The 26,822-nt window shown below is 58.6% G+C and carries 28 protein-coding genes and 1 pseudogene; 4 read left to right on the top strand and 25 right to left on the bottom strand.

The features are described from left to right. Positions 1-45 precede the first annotated feature (45 nt). Complete coding sequence (locus BR83_RS17725; protein WP_027355895.1) at positions 46-978, top strand: ABC transporter ATP-binding protein; 933 nt, start codon at positions 46-48, stop codon at positions 976-978. After that, positions 975-1,745, top strand: coding sequence for an ABC transporter permease (locus BR83_RS0103425; protein WP_027355896.1), 771 nt, complete (start codon positions 975-977; stop codon positions 1,743-1,745). Before BR83_RS17725 ends, BR83_RS0103425 begins: the two co-directional genes overlap by 4 nt. A 9-nt stretch (positions 1,746-1,754) precedes the next feature. Here BR83_RS0103425 and BR83_RS14970 read toward each other — a convergent pair whose 3' ends face one another. Genes BR83_RS14970 through BR83_RS0103445 form a run of 4 tightly spaced genes read right to left on the bottom strand, consistent with a single transcriptional unit; the run spans position 1,755 to position 4,857 of the window. Beyond that, complete coding sequence (locus tag BR83_RS14970; protein ID WP_051617815.1) at positions 1,755-2,636, bottom strand: metal ABC transporter permease; 882 nt, start codon at positions 2,634-2,636, stop codon at positions 1,755-1,757. A 28-nt stretch (positions 2,637-2,664) separates the two neighbouring features. Continuing rightward, the gene (locus tag BR83_RS14975; RefSeq protein ID WP_051617818.1) at positions 2,665-3,462 is read right to left on the bottom strand and encodes a metal ABC transporter ATP-binding protein; all 798 of its coding nucleotides are present in this window, start codon (positions 3,460-3,462) and stop codon (positions 2,665-2,667) included. Continuing rightward, on the bottom strand, positions 3,459-4,379 hold the full coding sequence (locus tag BR83_RS0103440) for a metal ABC transporter substrate-binding protein (RefSeq protein ID WP_027355897.1): 921 nt from the start codon (positions 4,377-4,379) through the stop codon (positions 3,459-3,461). The genes BR83_RS14975 and BR83_RS0103440 overlap by 4 nt, the downstream gene beginning before the upstream one ends. 22 nt (positions 4,380-4,401) lie before the next feature. Then, complete coding sequence (locus BR83_RS0103445; RefSeq protein ID WP_034634352.1) at positions 4,402-4,857, bottom strand: Fur family transcriptional regulator; 456 nt, start codon at positions 4,855-4,857, stop codon at positions 4,402-4,404. Between the two features lie 227 nt (positions 4,858-5,084). Between BR83_RS0103445 and BR83_RS16585 the strand changes: the two genes are divergently transcribed. Next, positions 5,085-5,768: a nickel/cobalt transporter gene (locus BR83_RS16585; protein WP_083543140.1), complete on the top strand. Its 684-nt coding sequence runs from the start codon at positions 5,085-5,087 to the stop codon at positions 5,766-5,768. A 17-nt stretch (positions 5,769-5,785) separates the two neighbouring features. Here BR83_RS16585 and prmC read toward each other — a convergent pair. The 4 genes and pseudogenes from prmC to rpmE all read right to left on the bottom strand — a co-directional run. Continuing rightward, a pseudogene (gene prmC, locus BR83_RS14980) lies at positions 5,786-6,637 on the bottom strand (peptide chain release factor N(5)-glutamine methyltransferase); the annotation flags it as partial. Between the two features lie 16 nt (positions 6,638-6,653). After that, complete coding sequence (prfA, locus tag BR83_RS0103460) at positions 6,654-7,727, bottom strand: peptide chain release factor 1 (RefSeq protein ID WP_027355900.1); 1,074 nt, start codon at positions 7,725-7,727, stop codon at positions 6,654-6,656. Then, positions 7,690-8,592 carry a DUF1385 domain-containing protein gene (locus BR83_RS0103465; protein WP_027355901.1) on the bottom strand — a complete coding sequence of 301 codons (903 nt, stop codon included), beginning with the start codon at positions 8,590-8,592 and terminating at the stop codon, positions 7,690-7,692. Before BR83_RS0103465 ends, prfA begins: the two co-directional genes overlap by 38 nt. Positions 8,593-8,676: 84 nt before the next feature. After that, positions 8,677-8,877 (bottom strand): 50S ribosomal protein L31, encoded by a 201-nt coding sequence (gene rpmE / locus BR83_RS0103470; RefSeq protein ID WP_013824439.1) that lies wholly within the window; start codon positions 8,875-8,877, stop codon positions 8,677-8,679. Between the two features lie 178 nt (positions 8,878-9,055). Here rpmE and BR83_RS14985 point away from each other — a divergent pair, with 178 nt between their 5' ends. After that, positions 9,056-10,372 carry a diguanylate cyclase gene (locus BR83_RS14985; protein ID WP_051617820.1) on the top strand — a complete coding sequence of 439 codons (1,317 nt, stop codon included), beginning with the start codon at positions 9,056-9,058 and terminating at the stop codon, positions 10,370-10,372. On the opposite strand, the gene BR83_RS0103480 is transcribed toward BR83_RS14985, so the two are convergent. From BR83_RS0103480 to BR83_RS0103565, 17 genes are all read right to left on the bottom strand, one after another. Further along, positions 10,350-11,600 carry a radical SAM protein gene (locus tag BR83_RS0103480; protein WP_027355902.1) on the bottom strand — a complete coding sequence of 417 codons (1,251 nt, stop codon included), beginning with the start codon at positions 11,598-11,600 and terminating at the stop codon, positions 10,350-10,352. The two genes, BR83_RS14985 and BR83_RS0103480, sit on opposite strands and share 23 nt — an antisense overlap. A 371-nt stretch (positions 11,601-11,971) precedes the next feature. Then, positions 11,972-12,865, bottom strand: a complete 894-nt coding sequence (locus BR83_RS14995; RefSeq protein ID WP_051617822.1) for a peptidoglycan DD-metalloendopeptidase family protein — start codon at positions 12,863-12,865, stop codon at positions 11,972-11,974. A gap of 269 nt (positions 12,866-13,134) precedes the next feature. Then, complete coding sequence (gene rho / locus BR83_RS0103490) at positions 13,135-14,451, bottom strand: transcription termination factor Rho (protein ID WP_027355903.1); 1,317 nt, start codon at positions 14,449-14,451, stop codon at positions 13,135-13,137. Between the two features lie 246 nt (positions 14,452-14,697). Continuing rightward, a complete protein-coding gene (locus tag BR83_RS0103500; RefSeq protein ID WP_051617824.1) occupies positions 14,698-15,153 on the bottom strand; it encodes a DUF2062 domain-containing protein in 456 nt (151 codons plus the stop codon). A 21-nt stretch (positions 15,154-15,174) separates the two neighbouring features. Continuing rightward, entirely contained in the window at positions 15,175-15,822 is a 648-nt protein-coding gene (fsa, locus tag BR83_RS0103505) for a fructose-6-phosphate aldolase (protein ID WP_027355906.1), read from the bottom strand. Positions 15,823-15,911: 89 nt separating this feature from the next. Beyond that, entirely contained in the window at positions 15,912-16,772 is an 861-nt protein-coding gene (locus tag BR83_RS0103510; protein WP_027355907.1) for a class II fructose-1,6-bisphosphate aldolase, read from the bottom strand. A 99-nt stretch (positions 16,773-16,871) separates the two neighbouring features. Beyond that, positions 16,872-17,525: a hypothetical protein gene (locus BR83_RS15000; protein WP_051617826.1), complete on the bottom strand. Its 654-nt coding sequence runs from the start codon at positions 17,523-17,525 to the stop codon at positions 16,872-16,874. A gap of 39 nt (positions 17,526-17,564) precedes the next feature. Then, positions 17,565-17,972 carry a response regulator gene (locus BR83_RS0103520; protein WP_027355908.1) on the bottom strand — a complete coding sequence of 136 codons (408 nt, stop codon included), beginning with the start codon at positions 17,970-17,972 and terminating at the stop codon, positions 17,565-17,567. 108 nt (positions 17,973-18,080) lie between these two features. Continuing rightward, positions 18,081-18,797, bottom strand: coding sequence for a Yip1 family protein (locus tag BR83_RS0103525; RefSeq protein ID WP_027355909.1), 717 nt, complete (start codon positions 18,795-18,797; stop codon positions 18,081-18,083). Positions 18,798-18,800: 3 nt separating this feature from the next. Continuing rightward, the gene (gene sppA / locus BR83_RS0103530) at positions 18,801-19,775 is read right to left on the bottom strand and encodes a signal peptide peptidase SppA (protein ID WP_027355910.1); all 975 of its coding nucleotides are present in this window, start codon (positions 19,773-19,775) and stop codon (positions 18,801-18,803) included. A gap of 56 nt (positions 19,776-19,831) precedes the next feature. Next, a complete protein-coding gene (locus BR83_RS0103535; protein WP_027355911.1) occupies positions 19,832-21,442 on the bottom strand; it encodes a CTP synthase in 1,611 nt (536 codons plus the stop codon). Positions 21,443-21,660: 218 nt separating this feature from the next. Further along, a complete protein-coding gene (locus tag BR83_RS16590; RefSeq protein WP_073164565.1) occupies positions 21,661-21,822 on the bottom strand; it encodes a XapX domain-containing protein in 162 nt (53 codons plus the stop codon). Positions 21,823-21,868: 46 nt separating this feature from the next. Next, positions 21,869-23,545, bottom strand: a complete 1,677-nt coding sequence (gene argS / locus BR83_RS0103545) for an arginine--tRNA ligase (RefSeq protein WP_027355912.1) — start codon at positions 23,543-23,545, stop codon at positions 21,869-21,871. A gap of 8 nt (positions 23,546-23,553) precedes the next feature. Then, on the bottom strand, positions 23,554-23,982 hold the full coding sequence (locus BR83_RS0103550; protein WP_242655883.1) for a YwiB family protein: 429 nt from the start codon (positions 23,980-23,982) through the stop codon (positions 23,554-23,556). Between the two features lie 226 nt (positions 23,983-24,208). Further along, positions 24,209-24,382, bottom strand: coding sequence for a hypothetical protein (locus BR83_RS17110; protein WP_157832958.1), 174 nt, complete (start codon positions 24,380-24,382; stop codon positions 24,209-24,211). A 290-nt stretch (positions 24,383-24,672) separates the two neighbouring features. Beyond that, complete coding sequence (locus BR83_RS0103560; protein WP_027355914.1) at positions 24,673-25,380, bottom strand: hypothetical protein; 708 nt, start codon at positions 25,378-25,380, stop codon at positions 24,673-24,675. A 28-nt stretch (positions 25,381-25,408) separates the two neighbouring features. Next, positions 25,409-26,722, bottom strand: coding sequence for a sulfite exporter TauE/SafE family protein (locus BR83_RS0103565; RefSeq protein ID WP_051617828.1), 1,314 nt, complete (start codon positions 26,720-26,722; stop codon positions 25,409-25,411). Positions 26,723-26,822: the final 100 nt, after the last annotated feature.

The following is a 26,822-nucleotide window of genomic DNA, read 5'->3' on the forward strand; positions in this document are numbered from 1 at the left end:
AAAATAGGGCATGGGTCAGCCGAAATCATTATGGGGAGAACTGGAATGGATGCTGTAGTGGCAGAAAAGTTAACCAAAGAGTATAACGGTAAGGTAGCCGTACGCGGTATCGACTTTCGTGTTCATTACCGGGAGTGCTTCGGCTTTCTCGGGCCCAACGGGGCGGGGAAAACCACCACGGTAAACATGATTTACTGCCTCTCACCCGTTACTTCCGGAAAACTCACCGTCCTGGGAATGGACGTCCGGAAACACCCCCGGGAAATTAAAAGCCGGCTGGGGGTGGTGCCCCAGGAAAACAACCTGGATCCGGATTTAAAGGTACTGCAGAACCTGCTGGTTTATGCCAATTATTTCCGCATCCCGCCCGCCACCGCCCGCAGCCGGGCCCTGGAACTGCTGGAGTTCTTCGACCTGGCCGACCGGGCCGGCGAAAAGGTGGACCGCCTCTCCGGGGGGATGAAGCGCCGCCTGACCATTGCCAGGGCCCTCATCAACAATCCCGAACTGGTAATCCTGGACGAGCCCACCACCGGGCTGGACCCCCAGGCCCGGCACCTGGTCTGGCAGCGCCTGCGCCGGTTGAAGGAGAGGGGGGTGACCCTGCTTTTAACCACCCACTACCTGGAAGAAGCCAGCCAGCTCTGCGACCGGCTGGTGATCATGGATCGGGGGGAAATCCTGGAGGAAGGAAAACCCGGGGAACTGGTGGCCAGGCACATCGGGCAGGAAGTGGTGGAAGTGGGCCTGGAACAGATGGAGGAAGCAGCAACGGCACTGGTGGTGGAGCGAACCGGCCACCTGCTGCGGGGGCACCTGGAGGTGGGGGACAACCTCTTTCTTTTCCCCCGGGAAAAGGGCCAGGCCGTGCTTCAGGCCCTGCAGGACCTGCCCCTGCGTTTCTCCCACCTGCTGCTGCGCCCCGCCACCCTGGAGGACGTTTTCTTAAAACTTACGGGAAGGGGGTTGCAGGCTTGAGGTTCCCGGACGTCTCCCCGCTGGTGTGGCAGGTACTGCGCCGCCACCTGATTGTTTTCAGCCGCAACTGGGTGACAAACCTCACCTTCAATTTTTTTGAACCCCTGCTTTACATCACGGCACTGGGCGTGGGCCTGGGTGCCTATGTACAGGACATGGAAGGGCTGCCCTACCTGCATTATCTTGCCCCGGGGCTGGTGGCCTCCTCAGCCATGTTTGCCACCACCTACGAGTGCACCTACGGCACCTTCGTGCGCATGGAGTTCCAGAAAACCTTCCACGCCATGGTAGCCACGCCGGTAAGCATTGATGACGTTATCGTGGCGGAAATATTGTATGGCACCTTCAAGAGCGTGCTGTACGGCACGGTAATCCTGCTGGTCATTCTGGTCCTGGGGCTGGTAACCTCGCCGTGGGCACTTCTCGTCCCGCCGGTGCTGGCTGTCGCGGGATTCCTCTTTGCCATCCTCTCCATGATCTGGACGGGGCTTGTACCCAATATGGAGAATTTCAATTACTTTTTTTCCCTGATCATGACGCCCCTGTTCCTTTTCTCGGGCGTCTTCTTCCCTTTAAGCGGCCTGCCCAAAATCATGCAGGATCTGGCCTGGCTGAGCCCCCTCTACCATGTGGTCAACCTGGTCCGGAGCCTGGTGCTGGGGCAGGTGCATCCAGGCCTGCTGGGGGATTTCCTCTGGCTCTCGGTGCTGGCAGCCGTACTGTTCCCCCTGTCCCTGAAGTTGATACGCCGGCTGATCATCAAATAGCCCGTTTTTTCAGGGGCCGGATGTCCGCTCTCCGAGTTTAACCAGGGGGAGCTTTTCTTCTCCCTTCACCAGGCGGCGGCGCTGCCAGGCACGCCGGGCGGCGATAAAGAGCTGGGTCAGCAGGAAAATGGCCGCCGCCAGCAGGACGATGGAGCCACCGGGAGCTGTGCCCAGGTAGTAGGAGAAGAGCAGGCCGCACAGGCAAACCGTCACCCCCAGAACCAGGGAAACCCGGAAAAGGCTCCGGAAACTACCGGCGAAGAGCTGGCCGGTAAGCACCGGGATGACCATCAGGGCGCCGACCAGCAGGACTCCCACCACCCTGGTGGCCACGCTCACGGTGAGGGCCACCAGCAGGATGAAGAGCATGTTCAGGCGGTCCACCGGCAACCCGGCCACCCGGGCGCACTCCTCGTCGAAGGAAATGAAAAATAATTCTTTGTAGAACAGGAACAGCAGGAGCATGGCCGCTGCTCCCACCACCAGGATCAGCAGCAGGTCCGCCGGGCTGACGGTGAGAATACTGCCAAACAGGTAACCCATGATGTCCACATTAAAGCCCCGGACCAGGCTGATCAGGACCACGGCCAGGGCCAGCCCGGTGCTCAGCATCAGGGCCAGGACCGCCTCACCGTGCAGGCGACCGGTAGCCCGCAGGCGCTCCACACCCACGGCAGCCGCCAGGGTCACCCCCAGGGTGGTCAGGGAGGGGAAAATACCCAGGATCATACCCAGGGCCAGCCCGGCCAGGGAAACATGGGCCAGGGTATCGGCCATGAAGGCGTAGCGGCGCAGAACCAGAAAAACGCCTACCGCCGGGCAGATCACGCCCGCCACCAGCCCGGCCAGAAGTGCCCGGACCATAAAATCATACGCAAAAATTTCTCCCATGACCGGTTCCCTTCTTTATTAACCAGAGTTAAAAGTTGTTCCGAAAAAACCACCCCTCCCAGGGGGTGGAATCAATGACCCGGTGGCTGTGCACCACCCGCCGCACAGGTGCGCCGTAGAGGCGGGACAGGTTGGCGGCAGTTAATACCCGGGAGGGGGCACCGCAGCAAACCAGGCGCCTGTTAATGCAGGCCACCCTGCTCACCCGCTGCGCCACGGCACCGGTGTCGTGGGTCACGGTGATCAGCGTGATACCCAGGTCCCTGTTCAGGTGCTCCAGGAGGGAGTAAAAAGAGTCGAGAGCCCTGCTGTCAAGACCCACCACCGGTTCGTCCAGCACCAGCAACTCGGGCCTGCCCACCAGCGCCCGGGCAATAAACACACGCTGCTGCTGCCCGCCGGACAGGCAGCCGATGACCCGGTGGCGGGCCCCGGCCATGCCCACCAGTTCCAGGGCTTCCTCCACCGCCCGGCGGTCTTCCCTCCCCGGCTTCCGGCCGGGACCCAGCAGACCAAAGCGGCCGGACAGGACTACCTCCTCCACCGTGGCCGGAAAGCGGGTATCAAAACTGGTGGCCTTCTGGGGTACGTAGCCAATCCGGTGCCACTGGCGAAAACGCTGCACCGGGACACCAAACAACCTTATTTCCCCGGAAAGCGGTTTTAACAGCCCCAGGACTAACCTGATGAGGGTTGTTTTACCCGATCCGTTGGGCCCCATCAGAGCCAGGAAATCTCCCGGCAGGACGGACAGGTTAATTCCCTCCAGGATTAATTCCCCGCCGTAGCTGAAGAACAGGTCCCTGACTTCAACCACAGGTTTCATGAACGATCACCCAGCGCCACTTTCAACCGGGCCAGGTTTTCCCTCATTATGGAGAGATAATTTTCCCCCCGCTTCTCCTCCTCCGGGGTTATGTTTCCCAGGGGATTGAGCACCAGCGTTTCCGCTCCCACTTCCCTGGCCAGGGTGCGGGATACTTTGGGGCTTACCAGGGCTTCAAAGAAAACGTATTTAACATCATGCTCCCGGCAAAAAGCCACTATCTCGCGCATGCGGACCGGATCGGGCTCACTTTCCGGTGAAAGACCCATCAAGGCCACCTGCTGGAGCCCGTATCGCCGGGCCAGGTAGGCAAAGGCCGCGTGGGAGGTGACAATTTCCCTGCGCCGGAAATCCTGCGCGGCTGCCCGGTACTCCCGGTCCAGTTCCCGCAATGCGGCCAGGTATTCATCAGCCCGGGAGCTGTAGTAGGCAGCGTGATCCGGGTCGACGGCAATATAGGCATCCCGTATTTTTTTTACTATTTCCTGGGCCAGAACCGGATCCAGCCAGACATGGGGGTCCACCCCCGCTTCACCGTGGTCGCCCGGGCCGGCAATCAGATCCAGGCCCCGGCTGGCTTCGACCACCCTGACCCCTTTCTCCTCCAGCAAGCCCAGCTGCCGCTGAACCCAGGGTTCCATGCCGGCACCGTTGTAGATGAACACCCTGGCCCGGGCGAGAGCAGCCATGTCTTTCGGCGTTGGCTCCCAGGTATGGGGCTCCGCACCTGCGGGCAGAAGCCTGGTTACTTCCACCCTTTCTCCCCCCACCTGGCGGGCAAAGTCGTAAAGGGGGTAAATGGTAGTCACCACGGCTATCTTCTCCCCGGCCGCCGGCACAGCGGTATTCCCGCTGCAGCCGGGCAGCCAGAGCAACAGCAAACCGGCCAGAAATAAAAAGGTTTTCCACGCTTTCAAATTCCCGCTCCTCCTCAGCCCGTTAAGAGTGGTGGGAAGACCCGTCTGACACTTGTTGACATTTTGGGCAATATCCGTATATTTTAAACGCGTGGCCGGTAATTTTAAAGCCCGGCTTTTCAAACTGAGCCCGGATCAGGCAGTCCTCGGGGCAGAAGGCCAGTTCCTCAGCCCGGCCGCATTTCAGGCAGACCAGGTGGTGGTGATGCCCGTTGCCGGCAAATTCAAAGCGCCGGCAGCCGTCGGGGAAATCCAGCTCGCTGGCCAGGCCGCAGCGGACAAACAGGTTTAAAGTGCGGTAAATGGTATCAAAACTGATGCTGGCATAGCGCTTCCGGACCAGCCGCCAGATCTCCTCGGCGCTCAGGTGTTCCTCCCCGCCCGCCTCTTCAATTAAAATGCGCAGCACTTCCTGGCGCTGCGGTGTCAGGCGCACGCCCTGCTCCTTCAGCTTGTGCAGGGCCTCCTGTAATTTCATAGGTATGCCTCCTAGATCAGAATTATTCCTATGTACCAGTGCTTATTACTTATTTAATCAAAGGGCCCGGCTTTTGTCAAGTTATAAAACGTCCCAGGTTAACCCATTTTCCAACTGTTTTCCGGCCAGCACCCGGGCTCCTGCTCAAATTTTACGCGGCCCGTTCTAAAAACTACCAGCCGGTTATATGTTTTATAACAATAACGTCCGGAAATTCGGGGTTCGGAGTGAGGGGCTTGTCTTTCGGGATCACCTATTTATCAGCCTTTACCCTGGGCCTTTTGCATGCCCTGGAACCGGGTCACGGGAAGAGCATCATGGGGGCCTACCTGGTTATTTCCCGGGGACGGGCTGTTGATGCGCTGCTCCTGGGGCTGATCACGGCCATCACCCACACCCTGGTGGTTATGATCCTGGCCCTGGGCGCCCGCTGGGTCACCTGGTTCACCGTGGCAACAGCCGGGGTACCCCGGCAGGAACTGGAAGTCTGGCTCCGGCTGATCTCCGGCCTGCTCATTGCCTTCATCGGCCTGCGCCTGCTCTTCTACCGGGGAAACAGGTGCCCGCACTGCGGTCACAGGGTGCACCTGCCCGCGGGGGCCGGGGTTGGACGGGACCGCTGGGGTGTATTGCTGGTGGGAATTACAAACGGGCTTTTCCCCTGCCCGGGGGCCCTGACCGTAATGCTTCTCTCCATTGGCAGCGGCACACCCCTGGTGGGACTGGGCCTGGTGCTGGCCTTCGGCCTGGGTGGCGCGCTGGCCCTGGTGGGGGTGGGATTATTATTTGTCAAGCTTTCCCACCTGGCCCAGAACATGCTGGGACAGCGCAGCTGGCGCTGGCTCACGGTAACCAGCGGCCTGCTGATTTTTTTTACCGGCCTTTTAACCGTGTGGACGGCCCTGCCCTGAAAAGGCGCCTTCTTCCGTGCCACCACCAGCCGCTCCCGGCCGGCCAGATCCCGGTGCACCCGGTACTGCCAGGTATCCGGCGGGAACAGGGGGCCGAGCAGGGAAACCTGGCCGGGACTTATCTCCATAAGCAGGTGCCCGCCCGGCACCAGTAACTCCCGGGCCTGGGGAACCAGGCGGCGGTAGAGCTCCAGGCCGTCCGCACCGCCGTCTAAAGCCAGGTGCGGCTCGTAGCAGGCCACATCCGGCATCAGCCGGCCAATATCAGCCGATGGTATATAGGGCAGGTTGGCGGCCACCAGGACCAGGCTGCCCGGGGGAAGTATTTCCCGCACCGGGGCCAGCAGGTCTCCGGAGAGAAAAACAATGCGGCCGGTTACCCCGTGCCGCCGGGCATTTTCGGCAGCCACCGCCAGGGCTGCCGGGGAAATATCGGTGGCATAAACCGTACCCCGGGCCAGGTAGCGGGCCAGGCTGACGGCAATGGCCCCGCTGCCCGTTCCCACATCGGCAAGCAGGGGCTCCCCGGGGACGTCCCCCCTGCCCAGAATTTCCAGGGCCATCTCCACCAGCAACTCCGTTTCCGGGCGGGGAATGAGCACATCCCGGGTGACCAGGAAGTCCAGTCCCATAAACTCCCGGTGGCCCGTCAGGTAGGCCACCGGCTCGCCGGCGGCGCGCCGGCTCAGCATTTCCTCAAATCTTACCCTTTCCTCCCGGGTTAAGGTGCGGTGGGCTTCCCGGTACAGACCCACACGGTCCGTACCCAGAACGTGGGCCAGGAGCACCTCCGCCTCCAGGGCAGCAGCCTCAATTCCCTTCCGGTGCAAAAAGGCCCTGGCCCGGGCCAGGGCAGCAGCGATATTCATATTGTTTCCTCCCCGTTCAGGCGCTGTCCGCCTCTTGCAGGCGCCTGGCCTGGTCCGTAGTCACCAGGGCATCGATAATTTCATCCAGTTCACCCATGAGAACATCCTCAAGCCGGTGGATGGTCAGGCCAATCCGGTGGTCGGTAACCCGGTTTTGCGGGAAGTTATAGGTGCGGATCCGCTCGCTGCGGTCCCCCGTGCCGACCATGGAACGGCGGGCGGAGGCAATTTTTTGCTGCTGCTCCTCCTGCAGCCGGTCCAGGAGGCGGGCCCGCAGGACCCGCATGGCCTTCTCTTTATTTTTATGCTGGCTTTTTTCATCCTGGCAGGAAACCACAATTCCTGTGGGCAGGTGGGTGATGCGAACCGCCGACTGGGTCGTATTCACCGACTGCCCCCCGGGCCCCGTGGAGCAGAAGACATCTATCCGCAGGTCATTGGGGTTGATCTCCACTTCCACTTCCTCAGCTTCCGGCAGGACGGCCACCGTCGCCGCGGAAGTATGGATGCGTCCCCCCGATTCGGTGGCGGGAACCCGTTGCACCCGGTGCACACCGCTTTCAAACTTCAACTTGCTGTAGGCGCCCTTGCCTTCTATTAGAAAAATGATCTCCTTAATCCCGCCCAGGTCGGTGTAGCTGGTATTCATCAGGTCAATTTTCCAGCCCTGGCGCTCGGCATACCGGGTATACATCCGGAACAGGTCGGCAGCAAAAAGCGCCGCCTCTTCACCCCCGGTACCGGCCCGAATTTCCATAATCACGTTCTTCTCATCATTGGGGTCCCTGGGCAGCAGGAGAACCTTTAATTTATGTTCCAGTTCCTCTTTTTTTTCCTCCAGGGTTTCCAGTTCCGCTTCCACCAGTTCCCGGAAATCGGGATCCAGTTTTTCACGCAGAAGTTCCTTTGCCTCCTGGAAATCCCGGCATACCTTTTTATAATCCCGGTAGACAGCAACAATCTCTTCCAGCTCGGCGTGGGTTTTGACATACTGCTGCCAGCGCTGCCGGTCGTTCATTACTTCCGGGTCGGCAATAAGCCTGCCCAGTTCCTCATAACGCTGCTCCAGGCTGTCCAGCTTTTCCAGCATACCTGGCATCACCTCCTAGCACCGCACCCAGGGCGGCAATGGCTACCTCCACCTGGTCGTCGTCGGGTTCCCGGGTGGTCAAGCCCTGCAGCCACCGGCCCGGAATGATGAAAAGACGGCACAGAAAGAACCGGGGGTACCTGGCCGATAGCTTCAGCAGTTCATAGGAAACCCCCGCCAGCAGGGGCAGCAACAGGATGCGGGAAGTTACCCGCCACCAGAGAACCTGCTCGCCCAGCAGGGAGAACAGGAATATGCTCACCACCAGCACAATCAGGATAAAGCTGGTGCCGCAACGGGGATGAAAGGTGGAATATTGCTGCACCCGGGAAACCACGAGCTCATCCCCGGCCTCGTAAGCGTTGATCACCTTGTGTTCGGCCCCGTGATATTGAAAAACCCGCCGGATATCGGGCAGCATCCCGATGGATACCACATACAGGAGAAAGACTCCCAGCCGGATCACCCCTTCAACCAGGTTCTGGAGAAAGGGGCCCCGCAGGAATCCGGCCAGCAGGTGGGCCAGGCCGGCGGGAAGAACCACGAATAAAAATATCCCCAGGGCCAGGGCAACGGCCAGGGTTAAAATAATATCCCGGGTGGTCAGTTCTTCCTCTTCTTCCACAGCCTGGCTGGCTGAAAAGGAAAGGGCTTCCAGGCCCATAACCAGGGATTCAACCAGCACCACCACCCCCCTGATGAAAGGCCATTTCAACAGGGGAACACGGGCCGCCAGGGAACCCACGGGCCTGGTATCCAGAACCAGGGTGGCATCGGGCCGGCGTACTGCCACTGCTCTTAAAGCCGGCCCCCGCATCATCACACCCTCAATAACAGCCTGCCCGCCGTATTGAAAATTGCCCATTGTCCTCTCCCCTTACCCGAGCTGGAGGAAAATACCCGGGCAGCACACGCCTCCAAGCAAATAGCAGAGCGCCCGCTCTGCTACCTATTTCAAGCCATATTTTTTACGGAACCGGTCGGCCCTTCCCCTGGTCTCCACCGTGCGCTGGGAACCAGTAAAGAAGGGGTGACACTTGGAACAGATTTCTACCCTGAGCTCCTTTTTGGTGGAGCCGGTCTCAAAAGTATTGCCGCAGACGCAGATCACCCTCGCCGGCCCGTACTTGGGATGAATGCCTTCTTTCACCGGAAAATCACCTCGCTTAAAAGCACATCATGATCGTAAATTACATGCTCAATCATTATAACATAGTGTATAATATGGAGCAAGGTTAAATCACTTGAAGAGCATAGATATTACATGATATGTTAATGTCAGGTAAAACTGATATTCATCACCATCCTTCCTGCAGGAGGTTTTTTATTTGACAGGTTCCACCCCGCATCCCCTGGTACTGCTCCTATCCGGCAACCGGGAAACCATCTCGGCTGTGGCTTCCCAGCTGGAATACGACCTGTACAACCTGCTCATCACCGCCCGGGAAGAGGAAGCCGTTGAGCTCCTCCGCCAGCACAGGGCCGACGTGCTCATCTTCGAGCCCCTAAAACCACAGCCCCATGCCGGCTGCCTGGAATCATTTTTACAGGAAGAGGGCAATAAACTCCCGGTAATTCTTGTCACCAGTTCCCGGGACAATTTTACCAGCCACCCCTGGTTAAGGGTGGACGAGGTCCTGCACACACCCGTAAGCCGGGTGGAACTGGCGGCGCGGCTGAGATCCGTGACCACCCTGCGGCAGCTGGAAAAGCAGCTGGCCGACCAGCCCCTGGCTCCCCGCGGGAAAAGCCGGGTCCTGCTGGTGGAGGACAGCCCCCTGCAGCGCAGGATCCTGGCCGGGTACCTGGCCGGTGAAGGTATGGAAGTAATCACCGCCGCCGACGGTGCCCAGGCCCTGCTGCTGGCCAAACAGCAGAAGCCCGACCTGATCCTCCTGGATGTAATCCTGCCCGGGATGGATGGTTTTGAAGTCTGCCGCCGCCTGAAAGAGAACCCGGGCTTAAAAGATATCCCGCTGGTATTCATCACCTCCCGTCAGGGAAAACAGGATAGAATTCGCGGCCTGGAGTGCGGGGCAGATGATTTTTTATACAAGCCGGTGGACAGGGAGGAACTGCTGGTCCGCACCCGCTCCCTGCTCCGGCGCAAGCAGCTGATGGACACCCTGGCCCGGGAAGCCAGCCGGGATCCTCTGACCGGCCTCTACAACAGGCGCCAGCTGGCTCTCGACCTGCAACGGGAAATTTCCCGGGCCTGGCGCTACTCCACCCCCCTGGCCTTAATCATGGCCGATGTGGATTATTTCAAAAACTACAACGATACCAACGGCCACCTGACCGCGGACGAGGTCCTGCAGCAACTGGCCGCCCTGCTTGTTGCCCATACTCGAAATGTGGACACCGTGTACCGCTACGGGGGTGAAGAGTTCATCATCCTTTTGCCCCAGACGGGTCAGGACGGGGCACTTACCGCGGCAGAGAAACTGCGCCGGATGGTGGAACAGCACCCCTTCCCCCACCGTGAGAAACAACCGGGGGGGTGCCTGACCATCAGCCTGGGGGTGGCGGTATATCCGGACCACGCCCGGGACGCGGAAGAGCTCCTCCTGGCCGCCGACCGGGCCATGTACCGGGCCAAAAGGGAAGGCCGCAACCGGGTTGCTATGGCCGCACCTCCCGGCTGAAATTCCCCACCGTAAGCCCCGGGACCTTTTGCAGCCGGTTGACGAGTTCCCCGATACCGGCCGGCTCACCCCGGGCCGGCGGCAGGTGGTTAAAGAGATAATCGGGATCGATGTTTAAATTGCGCAGCTGCACCATCTGCACCCCCGTCTCCTCGACAAAGGTGAGAAGAGCCTCCATTTCCTCCTCCCGGTCGGTCAGGCCGGGCAGCACCAGGAGGTTCAGGGAAACAAACACCCCGCTCCGCCGGGCCAGCAGGATGGAGCGGCGCACATCGCCGAGATCGTAGCCGCGGGGCCGGTGGTAGGCCCGGTATATACCCGGCCTGGCGCTGATCAGGCTCACCCTGATGGAATCCACCCCGGCGGCGATAACCTCTTCCATGCCGGCGGTATGGCCGGCATTGGTATTTATATTAATCGTTCCCCGGGATACCCGCCGCCGCACCCGGGAAGTGGCGGCGGCAATGATTCCGGCAGCCAGCAGCGGTTCCCCTTCACACCCCTGGCCGAAGCTGATAATCGCGCCAGGGGCGCGGCGCAAATGCTCCTCCATTACTTCCACCACCGCTTCCAGCGGAGGGGCGGATGGGATCCGCTCCTGCGGCGAAGGACAGCATTCGGGCGGCTGTCTGGAAATGCACCCCAGACAACGTGCATTGCAGCGGGGGGAAACGGGCAGCCCTCCCTCCCAGCGACGGTAAAAAATGTTCTGGGCGGTAAAGCAGGAGTATTCCCGGGCACAGCGGGCCAGCCCGGCCAGGACGGGATTGCCGGGATGGCGGCGCAGGCGCGCGGTAATCAGAGCATCCAGTTCCGGGGTGTTGAAGTGCACGGGATCCCAGCGGTAAGGATCATCCGTCTGCCGGGCCGCCACCCACAGCCCTCCTTTATGCCAGGCCACTGCCGTGTAACCCAGGAGGGGCAGGGGCTTTTCCCCCGCCGGCCGGCGGTAAGCCGGCAGGAGGGTACGGGTGTAACCCTGGGGCAGAAGGGCAGCCACCGCATAAGCGGCCTTCCCCCTTACCCTTTCTACCAGCACAAAGTTGCCCCGCCGGTCGAGCCCCACCGGGCTGCCGGCGGGAATGAGCACCAGGGAAGCGCCCCGGGGCAGGGGCATCATCTCGGAAGGGGTTATCTCCACAAAGCAGTCCCCGGTCCGCCCGGCTGCGGCCATTTCAGGATGATCGTAAAAACGCCCCCGGTAATCGGCATATACCAGACGATACACGAAAAAAACCTCCGCGAAAGACAGGCTCTTAAACCATGCTTCCATTATAGGCAAGGGGGAGGAGCAGGTCAACAATTTGAACAGGCCCGCAAAAGAAGCGGGCCTCCAGCATTTAGACAAAATACTTCGGGGATGTGCCCTGGTTTTACCGCAGGAGCGACCTGGAGTGAGCGCTGCCGGGCCAGGCCCGTGCCGCGGACAGGATGTCCGCGGAGGCCACCTGAACACAGGAGGTGTGAATGTGGCCGGTACCCGCCGAAGACCGGAGCCGGGGCCTTTTGGCCCGGCCAGCGAAACGACCGGGAGCGACGAGTAAAACCAGGGCACATTAAGAGCCTGTTCACGAGCAGGCCCGCAAAAGAGGCGGGCCTTTAAACTCTGGTACGGGTGAGGCATAACATGGGGTCGTAGGGTATACCGTTCAGGCGCACCTCCAGGTGCAGGTGAGGACCGGTGGACCGGCCGGTGCTGCCCACCAGGGCGATCACTTCCCCGGCCTCCACCCATTGCCCCGGCTCCACCAGCACCTGAAGAGCGTGGGCGTAAAGGGTTTCCAGCCCGTCCCCGTGGTCAATGATGACCGTATTGCCGTAAGTACCCCGCGGGCCGGCGAAAGCGACCCGGCCGGAACGTACCGCCCGGATGGGCTCACCTTCCGCAGCAGCTATATCCAACCCCTCGTGGGGCCGGCCGTCCCGCCAGCCGAAGGGGGAGCTTACCCACCCCATTACGGGCCAGGATAGCTGGCCCACGGGCAGGGCCGGGATAACAGCTCCTGCTTCCGGCCCGTCACAGGCAACAGGTACGGTAACCTCCTGACCCGGGAACAGGGCATCGGGGTCTGTTAAACCGTTAACGGCCACCAGCCGGGATACGGGTACGCAGTAGCGCCGGGATATCTCCGAGAGGGTTTCTCCCGGCAACACCGTATGGGCCACCACCCGGGCGGGTACCTGCAGCACCTGCCCTTCCACGATGAAGTCGGCGTCCCGGATGCCGTTTATCTCCTGCAGGGCAGATACCGGCAGGCCGTAACGGCTGGCTATGCTCTCCAGGGTATCACCCGGCTGCACCCGGTACTCCTGCCGTTCAACTGCCGGCGATTCCTCTTCCACTGGATGAAGAATGCCGTAGCTGCCGCTGAGAATGGCCTCATCGGGGGCGGCATAAGAAGACACCCCCGGCAGCAGGCTGGCCACCAGAATGGTCCCCCCTACCAGTAATATACCTAATTTACCCAGACCTTTCTTAACTAACTCATCCATATGCAGTCCTCTCCTTTAGCTGCTTCCCGGCGGAACGCTTTCAAAACGCACCGCCATTTTGTAATCAAGCAGTCTAAAAAAGAGGATTGCCAGCAGGGGGGCAGTTTTATACATGGGACGCAAGGATTAAGGCATAAAGGCAAGGCGTTATCACCGCGCGCTTCGGCGGGTGCTGTTACCGGGCTCCGCAAAGTCGCAGGCTCAGGACAACGCCGTACCCCAACCGGGGAAACAAATTTTAATTGATTATTTGCGCATGGCGCGAACTGTCACTGGCTTTCGGGGGAAATATCCCGGCGCACGTCGGGAGGCCTGTCAGGAGGGACCACCGGGCCGCTTTTACGGGCCGCGCGGAAGAGGCGGAGGAGCTCTTCGTTGGTTTTGGTCTTTTTCATCCGCTCCACGAGCATCTCCATGGCCTCCCAGGGGGCCATACCCACGGTAGCTTTGCGGAAAAACCAGATCCACTCCAGTTCATCCCGGGACAGCAGCAGCTCTTCCTTGCGCGTGCCGGAACGCTGTACATCGATGGCCGGGAAAAGGCGCCGCTCAGCCAGGCGGCGGTCCAGAATAAGCTCCATATTTCCCGTACCCTTGAACTCCTCGAAAATTACATCATCCATCCGGCTGCCCGTTTCGATGAGGGCGGTGGCCAGTATGGTCAGGCTGCCGCCTTCTTCCAGGTTGCGGGCAGCACCGAAGAACCGCTTGGGTTTATGCAGGGCTGCCGGGTCCACACCACCGGAAAGAGTGCGGCCGCTGGGGGGAATGACCAGGTTGTGTGCCCGGGCCAGGCGGGTGATGCTGTCCAGGAGGATCACCACATCCTGTTTGTGCTCCACCAGTCGTTTGGCCCGCTCCAGCACCATCTCCGCCACTTTCACATGATTTTCCGGCGGCTCATCAAAGGTGGAACTCACCACTTCGCCTTTCACCGAGCGTTCAATATCGGTAACTTCTTCCGGCCGCTCATCGATGAGAAGCACAATGAGGTTTATCTCCGGGTGGTTCCGGGTGATACTGTTGGCAATCTCTTTTAACAGCATGGTCTTGCCCGCCTTGGGCGGTGCCACAATCAGCCCCCGCTGCCCCTTACCGATGGGAGCCACCAGATCAATGATCCTGGTGGCAATTCTGTCCGGTTCGGTCTCCAGGCGAACCCGCTCCTGGGGGTAGAGAGGGGTGAGGCCGTCGAAGTGCAATCGCTCGGCAGCTTTCTCCGGATCGACACCGTTCACCTGTTCCACCCGCAAAAGGGCATAGTAGCGCTCGTTTTCCTTGGGCCCGCGCACCTGCCCGGCTACCAGGTCCCCCGTGCGCAGGTCAAAGCGGCGGATCTGGGAGGAAGATACATAGATGTCATCGTGGCTGGGCAGGTACTGAAAAGGCCGCAGGAAACCGTAGCCGTCAGGGAGGATCTCCAGCACTCCCTGGGCATAAATTAACCCGTTTTTCTCCGCCTGGGCTTTAATGATCTCAAAAATAAGCTCCCGCTTGCGCAGGCGGGAATAGCCGGTAAGCTCCAGCTCCCGCGCTATTTTATATAACTCCTGCATGGTTTTGCTTTCGAGTTCCGAATAATTCACATTACATCCATTCCTTTCCATCCCGATATGGAAAATAAATTGCTTCCCGCCCCTGCCTTCCCGGAACTGCGGGAACCAAAACTCAAAAGGATATGCTCGCTAAAGGAGTATATTGCTGCTCAAGCAGCCGCAATACTTGTACTCCGGAATACAATAAAGGGTAATACAGCCAGGCAAAAGGGAAAAGAAAATAATTACAGGGAGAACAACCGGCCGGTTTTGAATTTATGAGGAGGGTGTGTACATTTATGGGTGTTTGGTGGTCCGCCGCATTTCCAGGATGCGGCGGACGGGGAAATAAATCAACAGCCACGCCGCAGCAGCATTTATGGCCGCCCCCACAAAAAAGGGGTAACTCAGCTGCTTGACGGTGGGAAGGGACCCCCCGGTACCGGTTTCCACCGCCACGCTGCAACCGGTTACAGCATTGCCCACCAGGTAATTGAGGATGTAAAAAAAGGGGACGGCCCATTTGAAAAATGCAGCTGCAAGGGCGGCAGCAACACCATTTACCTTCAAGCAGCGGGCCAGAAGGTAGGCCACAGGGATGCTGATGAAAGGTATGGGAAAAAAATCCAGGGCCGTCCCCAGGGCAACCCCATGGGCAATTTTATGCGGTGCCCCGGGAAGGACCATTATTTTGTGATAATATTCTACCACGATTTTGTTTTTCCAGCACAGGATCTTCTCTTTTATACGCATTACCACCGCAAGACAGCAGGTTTATTTCCGGGGTACCCTGGCCCAGTCGGCCAGAAACTTTTCAATGCCGGCATCCGTCAGGGGATGCTTGAGCATTTGCATCAAAACTTTATAGGGCACCGTAGCAATATCTGCCCCGGCCCGGGCGGCCAGGATTACGTGCACCGGATGACGAATACTGGCGGCAATTACTTTGGTGGGGAAATCGTAGTTGCTGTAAATGGCCATGATTTCCTGGATCAGCTCCATCCCGTCGTGGCCCACATCATCCAGGCGGCCGGCAAAGGGACTGACATAGGTAGCCCCGGCCAGGGCCGCCAGGAGAGCCTGGTTGGCTGAAAAGACCAGGGTTACGTTGGTTTTGATCCCCCTGGTCGCCAGGACCTTTACCGCCTTGAGCCCCTCGGCGGTCATGGGTATTTTAACCACAATATTGGGATGGATGGCGGCCAGTTCCTCCGCCTCTGCAATCATGCCTTCAGCATCAAGGCTCACCGCCTCGGCACTGATGGGCCCGTCCACAATGGTGGTGATTTCCCGGACAACTTCAGCAAAATCCCGGCCCTCCCTGGCAATCAGGGACGGGTTGGTGGTTACACCGCTGATTACACCCAGGGCGTACGCTTTCCTGATCTCCTCCACATTGGCAGTATCCAGAAAAAGCTGCATGAACAGTCCTCCTCGAACTCAGCCATAATGCTGTCTTATTTCTGCAAAATTCATCAGGGGAGCGCCGCGGGGGTTCAAATAAGCGGGCCTTACCATTTAGCCTTTCCGGAGCAGCCAAAGACCCTCATCTTTTCCCGGATTGTTTCCACCGCCGCGTCCCGGGCCGGACCCAGGATCTTGCGGGGGTCAATTTCCCGGGGGTCTTCAGCAAGCCTGCGCCGGATGGCTTCCACAAAGGATTCCCGGATATTGGTATCAATGTTGATCTTGCGTACCCCCAGCCGGATGGCTTCCTTTAAATCATCGTCGGGTACACCGGAAGCTCCGTGCAGGACCAGGGGAACGGACACCTGTTCCCTGATCCGGGCCAGGCGGGCAAAATCCAGCTGCGGCCGGCCCTTATAGCGGCCATGGGCCGTACCAATGGCCACGGCCAGCGAATCCACTCCCGTTTGCTCGACAAAATACCGGGCCTCACCGGGATCGGTGAAGAAGGCTTCCCGTTCATCAACGGCAATATCGTCTTCCACACCGCCTATTCTCCCCAGTTCGGCTTCCACCGAAGCACCCACCGGCCTGGCCACGGACACCACCTGGCGGGTCAGGGCAATGTTTTGCTCCAGGGTCAGGTGGGAACCGTCAATCATCACGGAAGTAAAGCCGGCTACAAGGCAGCAGACCACCTGGTCAAAACTGGTACCGTGATCCAGGTGCAGCGCCACCGGTACCCTGGCTCTGCGGGCGGCTGCCCGCACCATGGCCGCAATATAATCAACACCGGCATATTTGATAGCACCCTGGCTCGCCTGCAGGATTACCGGGGCCTTTTCCGCTTCCGCCGCCGTCACGATGGCCTGTACTATTTCCATATTATTGCAGTTGAAGGCTCCGACAGCATAACCTTCAGCGGCGGCATCCTTGAGCAGGACGCTTACCGGGACAAGGGGCAATTTCCCTCCCCCTTTCTTTTTATTTCCATTATCCCCCGGGGGGAAAAATATTATTTATGGCTCTTCCTTTTTTCCATCATTCCTTATCCGGCTCTGGCATTACCAGTTATGGTGGGGTTTATCCGGAGGGCTACCGAAGCATCCGCAGGTATGCCGGCTCAGCTTGATTTTCCAGGCCCTCTCTATGGCGTCCAGATCCTGCCTGGTTTCCGCGTATACTATATAATAGTTTTGACAGCGCCTGCAGTGCAACTCCAGGCGATCGGGAAAGACATCCACATCAATATGCTGGTTGCCGCATTCGCAGTAAATTCTTCCTTCCCGGCCCAGGTTATGCAAATGTCTTATAACTCCCGACATCACTTCCTGGTTATGGAAGAAACCGTCCGCCAGGAAATCCATTCCATCCAGGGTATTTCCCAGATAAACCTGATCCCTCATCCGGCTCTGTACTCCCAGATACCCCAGCTCCAAGCCGGTAACCTGACAAAACAGCTCGATATTATCGGTCCTCGACCACAACGCACGGGCCGTGACCAGGGATGTGTGGCTCGACCCACAGACCACGCAGGGAACCTCTATGTACACCCTCTTCCGCCGAACAACGAAGGAAGACTTGAGGGCACCGCAGGAACAGTGGATGTGCAGGGAGGAGCGGGCACCTGCCAGGGCAAACCGGGAAACCTCATGACGCTCCAGCCTGCCGCATTCCGGACACCGCATAACCAGGGTCGTCTGGGTATTGATAATCACGCAAACCAAGCCCCCACTAAGCCTGCCTGTGCAGTATCTTTAGCCTATGACCTCCAGATAGCTCCTGACCGGGCGCTTGTCCGCGAGGAGGGCCCGGACGAAATAACGTACCTCCTGGAGATCAAAAGGCTTGCTTACATAATGCTTGACTCCCAGCGTCCTGGCCTCGCCAAGCAGTTCATATTCTCCATAAGCAGTCATCAAAATTACCGGCAGATCCGGATTTAACCTGCGGATTTCCCGAAGAACATCCAGCCCGCTCATACCGGGCATTTTCATATCCAGCAGCACCAGGTCTATGCCGCCCTGTTTAACTTTCTGGAGTGCCTCAGGCCCGGAAGCTACCGACACCACTTCATAGCCCTCATCGTTTAGGGCCTCCTGCAGCATACGACGTACTCCGGCCTGATCGTCCACCACCAGCAAATAATACCGGCAATCCGCCATCCAGCCACACCCCCGCTGAAACTGTTTCACCCCATAAATGCGATGCGTTAATGTACTGATTCGGCAGGGGGTACCAAATCCCTCCCGGGAGGGAAATTTTTTTCACCTTCAGCCGGCCAGCGGTAAAAGGGAAGAAATACCCGCTGCAAAGATCACCAGCAGGACGATCCCGCTCAGGACAATTACGGCCGGGGGCAGCAATACCACAAGCACAGCCCGGCCGGCGGAAAACCGGTACATCTCCATCAGCCCCAGGACTACCAGGACAACACCCCACAGGAAAACAGCCAGCCCCAAAACAGCCGTGACCGCGGTAAGGCCCGTTCCCCGGACGTTGAACAGGTAAAGCAGCACATCCACAGGGATCATGAGCAGCCCCGGCAGCGCCGCCAGGGCAGTTATGGTCAGAACCCCGGAAGCCCTGGCCTGCCCGCCCAGCAAACTGGCAGTAAGGTAAAGGAGGGCGCTTACCACCACCCACTTTATGTACTGGAAAATCAATCCCGCCACCGCCATCATGGGTGCAACCGGGGTCAGCCAGTGCATGCCCATGTAAGGAGGAACGGCCTGCATGCTTAAATGATAGCCCATCAGCCCACCGGCAAGGGCGCCGGCCAGGTTGACCAGGGTAAAGATTATAACGGCCAGGCCAAGGGGCGGATTGGCTGACAGCCGCCGGAAAGTAGAACGGGGTTCAAAAAAAACACCGTAGATTAGATCAAGAAAGCCCGGGGGTGACTCCGGAGGGGCAGCAGGACTGCCTTCACCGGGGATTGTGGTCTCGCCGGAAGTTCCGGTATACTCTTCCACCTGGATCACCTCCATAACTTATCCCCGGGAAGGGGGAAACACAAGTTCATCACCATCCGTAACGGGAGGGAGGCAGGGAGGGCAAATCAGCCAGATGGCCGTTGGCAGGTCGGAATTACCGCTGCCCCTGAAGGGGGAAAAGGTTCCGGCCAGGAAACCGGGCGGCCAGATGCCCCGGGGACCCAATTCGGTGATGGCGGGCTCGGGGCCCAGGCCGGCCAGACGCCCGGCCAGGCGCACGGCATCCCTCAGGTTGCCCAGCTCATCCACCAGCCCCAGCTTCTGCGCCTGGCGCCCGGTATATACCCGCCCGTCGGCCAGCTCCCTCACCCGGTCCAGGTCCATTTTCCTGCCCTCGGAAACAGCATGCAGGAACTGATCATATATGTCGTCCACCATACTTTGAAAGATGTCCTGCTCCGCCGGGGTCACCGGCCGGTTTGGTGAACCCATATCCTTGTACGGTCCGCTTTTGAAGGTGCGGGTATTGATGCCCAGCTTGCCGTAGAGGCCCTGCAGGTCCTGGGTCTGCATGATTACACCAATGCTGCCGGTCAGGGTGCCGGGGTTGGCCACAATTTTATCCGCACGGCTGGCAATCCAGTAAGCCCCCGATGCAGCGGTATCACCCATGGAGGCCACCACTTTCCTGCCACTTTTACGCAGCCGGTCCACTTCCGCGGCAATCTCCTGGGCCCCGGCGGCGGTACCACCCGGGCTGTTCAACCGCAAAACCACGGCTTTAATGGCCGGGTCCCGGGATGCCCGGCGTAATTGCTCCATTACTTCTTCCGAACCGGTTCCCGTACTGAAAAGCCCCGCGCCGGCCCGGCCGCTGACAATGGTGCCGTTAATGGCAATAATGGCCACCGTTCCGGTATTCCCGGCAACCCTTATCCTGCCGTCCGCCCGGCCTAAAACGCTCACCAGCCCGGCACCCAGGGAAAGCAGCACTGCCAGGCACACCGCGGCGGCAATAAACCTTTTTTTCATACCGGAAAACCTCCCACAGGGCTATTTTTACCCGGCCGGCCGATATCATGCAGGTATCAGGCCCGTTTCCCCCGGAAAGCCAGGGAAGCGCCCACAAAGTCCCGGAAGAGAGGATGGGGCCGGTTCGGCCTGGATTTGAACTCGGGGTGAAACTGGGTGCCCAGGAACCAGGGGTGCCCCGGCAGCTCCACAATTTCCACCAGGTAGCCATCGGGACGCAGGCCGCTGAAGACAAGCCCCCCGCGGGACAATTCATCCCGGTAGTTATTGTTCAATTCGTAACGGTGGCGGTGCCGCTCGTAAATTATTTCTTCCCCGTAGGCCTTGTAGGCCAGGGTTCCGGGAACCAGACGGCAGGGATAGCGGCCCAGGCGCATGGTTCCACCCAGGCGTTCCAGCTCTTTTTGCTCGGGTAATAAATCAATTACCGGATAGGGTGTCCGGGGATCAAACTCGGAGCTGTTGGCTCCAGCCCAGTTCAGGACATGGCGGGCATACTCCACCACCGCCAGCTGCATGCCCAGGCATATGCCCAGGAAGGGAACCTTTCTCTCCCGGGCATACCGGATGGCCTTAATTTTTCCCTCGATACCCCGGTCCCCAAAACCTCCGGGGACCAGTATGCCATCCACTTCCAGGAGGTAATCTTCAACCGGCCTGCGCTCCAGTTCCTCGGAATTGATCCAGCGAATGTCCACCGCCGCACCATGATGGAGCCCTGCATGGCGCAGGGCCTCGGCCACGCTGAAATAGGCATCGGGCAGGGAAACATACTTGCCCACCAGGCCGATGACCACTTTCTCCCGCAGGTTTTTCATGCGGTTGACCATGTCCTCCCAATCGGACAGTTCAGGGGGATGGCACTGCAGGCCCAGTCGTTCCACCGTTATTTCCCCCAGCCCCTCCTTCTCCAGCATCAGGGGCACCTCATAAATGGAAGGGGCATCCACAGCCTGGATTACCGCCCGGGGGTCAATATCACAAAAGAGGGCTATTTTTTCCTCCATCTCCCGGGAAAGGGGTTTTTCCGTCCGGCAGACAATCACGTCGGGCTGAATACCGATGCTGCGCAGTTCTTTAACACTGTGCTGGGTGGGCTTGGTTTTTAACTCGTTGGCCACCTTGAGGTAAGGTACCAGGGTGACGTGGATGTACATGACGTTCTCCCGGCCCAGGTCGGTGCGCAGCTGGCGTATGGCTTCCAGAAAGGGCAGGGATTCGATATCGCCCACGGTGCCGCCGATCTCGGTAATTACCACGTCCGGGTTGGACTCGGCTGCCACCCGCAGGATCCTTTCCTTTATTTCGTTGGTAATGTGGGGGATCACCTGTACGGTGGCACCCAGGTAGTCACCACGCCGTTCCTTGGTGATTACCGACCAGTATATGCCCCCGGTAGTCACGTTACTGCTGCGGCTCAAATTACTATCAATGAAACGTTCATAATGACCCAGGTCCAGGTCGGTTTCCGCACCATCCTCGGTGACAAAAACCTCCCCGTGCTGGTAGGGGCTCATGGTTCCCGGGTCAATATTGATGTAGGGATCCAGTTTTTGAATGGCCACTTTCAGGCCGCGGCTTTTTAACAGGCGGCCCAGAGAAGCGGCAGTAATACCTTTGCCCAGGGACGATACTACTCCACCGGTGACAAAAATAAATTTGGCCATGATAGCCTCCTGTCCAGTAATTATGGCTAGATTTTTTATGAATTCTATAATTCCTCTCTAATTCCGGGCATCAAAAGAGCCACGGCCAGTTTTTTTAAAAAAGCGGCCTGCAGCCCCATGCAACAGGCACCGGCAGGCAGGTACTTACCTTCAGGTTATCAGGACTCACCCTGTACCTATCCTATTCTAGCCGTGGTAGCAGATCATGTCAACAGAATTTAACGGTTAAGCAGGCGGGCCACCAGAATATAACCCAGAAAAAGGCCCACCACCCCCATAACCCCCGCCAGGGTTGGGGGTGCGGGCACAGGCAGCTTCAACCAGGCAAAGGCCGCACCGACCACAATACCCGTGATCAATGCCAGAACAGCTTCTTTCAACAAGTAAACACACTCTCCCATCCCGCCTGCGGCCGGGCAAACCCATTCACATTCTCTCCGGCGCGGAGAGGCCCAGCAGGCGCAGTCCGTTCCTCAAAACAATTCGGGTGGCGCCCACCAGCACCAGCCGGGCGGCAGTCAGGGCTTCATCACCGGTGATTACCCGGTGGCTGTTGTAAAAACTGTGCAGCAGCCCGGCCACTTCATGGAGATAACGGGCCATGCGGTGGGGAGCCAGATCCTTTGCCCCCAGGGCCACCTCTTCGGGAAAATCAGCCAGCCTGCGGGCCAGGGCCAGCTCCTCTTCTTCCCTCAGGAGGTCCAGGTCCACCTGTTCGGCCGGGGGGAGTGACCCGTCCACCTGGCGCAGAATGCTGCATATGCGGGCATGGGCATACTGGATGTAATAAACCGGGTTCTCATTGGTCTGCGCCCGGGCCAGGTCCAGGTCAAAATCCAGGTGGCTGTCGGCACTGCGCATGACGAAAAAGTAGCGCGCTGCATCCCTGCCTACCTCTTCCACCAGCTCCTCAAGGGTAACGAACTGGCCGGAACGCTTGCTCATGCGTACCAGTTCGCCACCCCGGTACAGACGCACCAGCTGCATGATCACTATTTCCAGGGCTTCGGGATCATAACCCAGGGCGGCCATCGCCCCTTTCATACGGGCCACATGGCCGTGGTGATCCGCCCCCCAGATATTGATCACCCGCTCAAAGCCCCGGCGGAATTTGTCCCTGTGGTAGGCAATATCCGCAGCAAAGTAGGTGGGTATGCCGTTGCTGCGCACCAGAACCTCGTCTTTTTCCGCCCCGAACTCCGTCGCCTTAAACCACAGGGCACCCTCGTATTCATAAATGTAACCCCGGCGGCGCAGGATATTGATGGTCTCCTCCACCGCCCCCGATTCATGGAGGGATTTTTCCGAAAACCAGACGTCGTAATGAACCCCGAAATCCTCCAGGGCCTTTTTGATGGCCGCCAGCTTTTCTTTCAGGGCATAATCAGCCAGCGCCTGGCGCCTTTCCTGCTCCGTGGCCTGCAGGTAACGGTCCCCAAAACGCTCCACAAAACCTCTTACCGTATCGATAATGTCTTCCCCGTGGTAGCCTTCCTCGGGCACCTGGGCGGGCAGGCCGAGAAGCTGGAAATAACGGGCCTCCAGGGACCGCCCGAAGTTTTCAATCTGGTTGCCGGCATCATTAATATAATACTCACGGGTGACCCGGTAGCCGGCAAAATCCAGCAGGGCGGCAATGCTGTCTCCCAGGGCCGCCCCCCGGGCATTGCCCATATGTAACAGCCCGGTAGGGTTGGCGCTGACAAATTCCACCTGAACCCGCTGGCCCTGCCCAAGGTTCACCCGGCCGTAGTCGTGATCGGCGGCTATGATGCGGGGCAGCTCGGCCAGCGCCCACCGGGGGGCCAGGTAGAAATTAATAAAGCCGGGCCCGGCCACTTCCACCCTGTCCACCGGGATCCCGGTCAGATCCAGATGTGCCACCAGGGTCCCGGCAATCTTACGGGGCGCGAGACGGGCCGGCCTGGCCAGGAGCATGGCCAGGTTGGTGGCAAAATCACCGTGCTCCTTTTCCCGGGGCACTTCCAGCACATAGGGCGGTATCTCAACCGCGGGTAATAAGCCCCTGCTAACAGCAGAAGCCAGTGCCCTCTCCAGGGCACCGGCCAGGTGTTCCCGCACTTCCTGGACTATTCCCTTCATCAAAAAAGCTAGACCTCCTGTACGGTAATGGATAATTCATTGTAACCAATTCTCTGCCGGCATAACTCCAGCTCGTATTCCAGATTAATACTTCCGCCCACCTCTGTCAAGTCCACCTCCACCTTCCAGGGCAGGACCCGGATCCACATGGACCCGTAAGGCGTTACATAACTGGTTTCATGGTGAATCCCTTCTTCAAAAACCTGCTTCACTTCGGCCGTACCCATGCGGTTCAAAGTAACCCGGCTGGGTTCGGCCTTTAATGAAGTGGTGGTTCCGGCCAGGCCGGAAATTTCAGATTCATTATAAATGATGTAAAAGGACCTGTTTTTCTGATAATAATTGGCCTTTGTTACCATTTCAATGGTCTCCCGCTCCCCCAGGTCATTGGTCTGCGTCCCGCGGATGGTTACCAGCACCTCTTTGCGCAATACCAATCATTCCTTTCCCCTTAAGAGCCGGGCAGGGCATCTTAAAAGCTAATTTTAAATATTATATCCTGTTTTCCTCCAGGTTTAAAAGGATTATTTTTTGCGCGCCGGGCCGGTAACAGGCCGGTGCGGGACCATAATCGCAGGCAAAAAGCAAAAAACAGGCGCTGGCGCCTGTTTCGGGTCTGGATATCGTTCCGCCGGGCCGGGCCTGCTGCCCGCAGGCCGCCGGTTAGCGGAGGAAAAAAGTCACCACATTGTTATACAAATCATTCATAAACACCTTGAGCAAAAGCAATGCGGTCATGCTGGATATGGTACCCACGCCCAGGATATCCACCGCCAGGCCCAGGTTAACCAGCCAGCGGGGATCCTCCCGCAGCGAAGACGATTGGCTTTTGTGCATTTTCCCGTCCCCCTCTTCCCGTTGAATTTGGGGTTTCCCCGCCTGGAAACGGTAGTGACAAGAACAGGGTTTGCTGTAGTGACAACAGACACGCCTGGCGAAGGGTACCCCCTTTCCGCCCTGTTGACATTATTATAGCTCGAAATTTTCAGAAATCAATAGCCGGATGACAAAAAGATTGATATCACATGCACAAAAAAAGCGGTGCTCCGCGCACCGCTTCTCATACCATTTTCTGCTTCCTTATTTTCACCATCACCGCTGGCCCGGGCAGGGCCGCAGCAGGCTGATCAGGCCTCTGCCTTTTCGCCGTGTGCGGAAGCCGATATGCCCAGGCCCTCAAAAATGAGCATCACGGCAAAACCGTACCAGATGGTGTAGATGACGTAAAAGGCCAGCATGAATGTGGTTACCCCCGCTTTATCCGCCACCCGGGAGGATGGAATCCCCTCAAAGTTGTAGGCGGGTTCCAGCCCCTTGGTCATTACCGAACCGGCGAAGGACATTTCACCGGAACGGGACTCCAGCTTGTATTTCTTCTCCAGGGCTTTGAACAGGTTCCACCAGTGGTAAATGGCCTCCCGGGATGGGATACCGTAACGGCTGCTGATTTCTTCGCCCCGGTTATTGAACTCCGCATCGGCATCGGCCAGTGCCGCCCGGGCTATTTTGCCCAGGTCACCGCTGACCGTAAGTGTTTGCTCCTGCACCGCCACCATGGCCCCGGCGGCTGTAAAAAGACCGTTCATTTTTGCCGCTTCTTCCTGACCTGCAGCCTCCAGGGTCACCTGGAAATTCTGTCCTTCAAAATTTTCCGCCCTGCTCATGAGATCGGGAATGTAATAGGTCGAGCCTTTGGTTAACTCGTTAAAGAGATCGTCGGCGTAGCCAATTACGGTTTTGCCGTTCATTACCGGGCTCAACATAACAACCAGAACCACGGTGAAGGAGATGAGCAGCACCACACCGATAAAGAATTCCCTCTTCTTAATTATCATGCCGGTTCACCCCTTTATCCAGGCTGCCTTAATGCCCCAGGCCCGCGCTGCCGGCCGTAAGGGCCTGCCGCTCGGCTTCCCGGATCTTGCCGGCACCCCTGAAGAACACGGTCAGGATCCACACCGAGAAAATTCCCACCAGGGTAAAGAAGATCACTGTACCAATAGTGTTAATCAGGGCAGCGGTGGAGCTGTTTACGCTTATCCAGCCAACTTCATTGAGCTTGCCCGGGAGGGCGCAGACGCGGTTTACAAAGCCGGCCAGGATGGTCAGGGCGTAGAAGGCTCTTATGGTAACCCCTTTCACCATTCTGGTTACCAGGGCACCCATCTGCACACCCACCAGGGAACCCAGGAGCATGCCCATGGCTACGGTGTAAAAGACGTAGCCGTAAATAGCATACTGGGTGATGGAGGAGTAACCCGTGGTAAAAATGATCTGTAAAATATCGGTACCCACGGTGGTGAAGGTGGATACACCCAGGCCGTATACCATCATGGGGAAGGTAAGGAAGCCACCGCCCACACCCATGATAGCGGCAACAAAACCGACTATGAAACCGCAGATGATAATGGGATACACGGCAATGCTCCGGCCACCGGGGACAATGTGCTCATCGAACTTTACCCGCGGCTTCAAGGGAAGGGACTGCAGCCACCGGGCAAACCTGGTGGTGGCATCGGCACCTGATGTTCTGGTTCCGCCGGTGATACCTTTACGCATCCTGAGCCAGTCCGCCAGGGCGTAAAATCCCAGAATGCCCAGCATGAACACGTATACCGCGCTGATGAAAGCATCGCTTAAAGCGGGGCTTTTCTGGTAAATGGCCCTGTTGATCACGCCGCCCACGGAGGCCCCGGTTACGGAGCCCAGGACGAACCACGCGGCAATCCAGAAGTTCACGTTACCCATCTTGCGGTGGATAACCGTACCCATGATTGCTTTGGCAAAAAGATGGAACTGGTCGGTGCCCACGGCCATGATCCCTTTCACCCCGATGCTCATCAGCGCCGGGGTCAGGACGTAACCGCCGCCCGCACCAATAACGCCGGTAATCAATCCAGCCATGATACCTATAAAGATGGAGCCTACAAACATCTCGGTGGTGGCAAAGCTGGGCATGTAGGCCTTATGACCGCCGAGGTGCTCGGGCAGACCGGCCGCCGCAGCCATCTCCATCCCCAGGCCCAGAAGAACGGGGAACAGCGCCACCAGCAGGAGTTTCCAGCGCCGGCCCAGAATCACCCGGCTCATTTCCAATTCCCACTGGGCCTGTTTCCTGGACAGGGCAGTCAGGAATTCGCCGGCGGCCAGTCCGCCGCCAATAACCCGTTTAAACATAGGTGATACCCCCTTAAATTTCCACACGATTCAGTCTGACCGTTTCCGCTTTCCGAGAATTCCTTTTTCCCGTTGCCGGCGGGCCGGTTTTTACACGCTA

Source organism: Desulfofundulus thermocisternus DSM 10259, assembly GCF_000686645.1.
GTDB lineage: Bacteria > Bacillota > Desulfotomaculia > Desulfotomaculales > Desulfovirgulaceae > Desulfofundulus > Desulfofundulus australicus.

Bases quoted from the DNA above. Each gene is read 5' to 3' on its own strand.
- BR83_RS17725 (WP_027355895.1), top strand. From the start codon at position 46: ATGGATGCTGTAGTGGCAGAAAAGTTAACCAAAGAGTATAACGGTAAG.
- BR83_RS14970 (WP_051617815.1), bottom strand. From the start codon at position 2,636: ATGGGAGAAATTTTTGCGTATGATTTTATGGTCCGGGCACTTCTGGCC.
- BR83_RS0103525 (WP_027355909.1), bottom strand. From the start codon at position 18,797: ATGGAGGTGATCCAGGTGGAAGAGTATACCGGAACTTCCGGCGAGACC.
- BR83_RS0103520 (WP_027355908.1), bottom strand. From the start codon at position 17,972: ATGGCGGATTGCCGGTATTATTTGCTGGTGGTGGACGATCAGGCCGGA.
- BR83_RS0103535 (WP_027355911.1), bottom strand. From the start codon at position 21,442: ATGGCCAAATTTATTTTTGTCACCGGTGGAGTAGTATCGTCCCTGGGC.
- sppA (WP_027355910.1), bottom strand. From the start codon at position 19,775: ATGAAAAAAAGGTTTATTGCCGCCGCGGTGTGCCTGGCAGTGCTGCTT.
- BR83_RS0103500 (WP_051617824.1), bottom strand. From the start codon at position 15,153: ATGCGTATAAAAGAGAAGATCCTGTGCTGGAAAAACAAAATCGTGGTA.
- fsa (WP_027355906.1), bottom strand. From the start codon at position 15,822: ATGCAGCTTTTTCTGGATACTGCCAATGTGGAGGAGATCAGGAAAGCG.
- BR83_RS0103465 (WP_027355901.1), bottom strand. From the start codon at position 8,592: ATGGGCAATTTTCAATACGGCGGGCAGGCTGTTATTGAGGGTGTGATG.
- BR83_RS14975 (WP_051617818.1), bottom strand. From the start codon at position 3,462: ATGAAACCTGTGGTTGAAGTCAGGGACCTGTTCTTCAGCTACGGCGGG.
- BR83_RS0103565 (WP_051617828.1), bottom strand. From the start codon at position 26,722: ATGTTTAAACGGGTTATTGGCGGCGGACTGGCCGCCGGCGAATTCCTG.
- BR83_RS17110 (WP_157832958.1), bottom strand. From the start codon at position 24,382: ATGCACAAAAGCCAATCGTCTTCGCTGCGGGAGGATCCCCGCTGGCTG.
- BR83_RS14995 (WP_051617822.1), bottom strand. From the start codon at position 12,865: ATGGATGAGTTAGTTAAGAAAGGTCTGGGTAAATTAGGTATATTACTG.
- argS (WP_027355912.1), bottom strand. From the start codon at position 23,545: ATGAAGGGAATAGTCCAGGAAGTGCGGGAACACCTGGCCGGTGCCCTG.
- BR83_RS0103560 (WP_027355914.1), bottom strand. From the start codon at position 25,380: ATGATAATTAAGAAGAGGGAATTCTTTATCGGTGTGGTGCTGCTCATC.
- BR83_RS0103445 (WP_034634352.1), bottom strand. From the start codon at position 4,857: ATGAAATTACAGGAGGCCCTGCACAAGCTGAAGGAGCAGGGCGTGCGC.
- prfA (WP_027355900.1), bottom strand. From the start codon at position 7,727: ATGCTGGAAAAGCTGGACAGCCTGGAGCAGCGTTATGAGGAACTGGGC.